The organism is Pseudomonas sp. AM8 (assembly GCF_036346475.1).
Taxonomy (GTDB): domain Bacteria; phylum Pseudomonadota; class Gammaproteobacteria; order Pseudomonadales; family Pseudomonadaceae; genus Aquipseudomonas; species Aquipseudomonas marginalis.
In genome coordinates this window covers 1-487 of sequence record NZ_JAOTNX010000042.1, presented here as the reverse complement: position 1 = coordinate 487, position 487 = coordinate 1, and the positions used below count along the sequence as shown (strand labels likewise).

The following is a 487-nucleotide window of genomic DNA, read 5'->3' as shown; positions in this document are numbered from 1 at the left end:
AGACGTGCCGTACCTGGGCATGGCCGCGTTTGAAGTGGGCCAGAAACAAGGCGCGGCCATGGCTGCCGAGGCGAAAAAACGCGGTTGGGACTGGAAGGACACCTACGCGGTGATCAACACCTTCAATGAACTCGACACCGGCAAAAAACGCACCGATGGCTCGATCAAATCCCTGGAAGAAGCCGGCATTCCCAAGGACCACATCCTCACCGCCGCGCTGAAAACCCTCGACGTCCCCGGCAGCATGGACGCCACCAACTCGGCGCTGGTCAAGCTGCCCAGCGGCGCGAAAAACCTGATCATCGGCGGCATGAACGACAACACCGTGCTCGGCGGCGTGCGCGCCACTGAAAGCGCCGGTTTCGCCGCCGCCAATGTGATCGGCATCGGCATCAATGGCACCGACGCCATCGGCGAACTGAAGAAAGCCAACAGCGGCTTCTTCGGCTCGATGCTGCCAAGCCCGCACATCGAGGGCTACAACACT

1 pseudogene is annotated in these 487 nt (G+C 61.6%); it reads left to right on the top strand.

Annotated features, from left to right (window positions below):
- A pseudogene (locus tag V3W40_RS34560) lies at positions 1 to 487 on the top strand (arabinose ABC transporter substrate-binding protein); the annotation flags it as partial.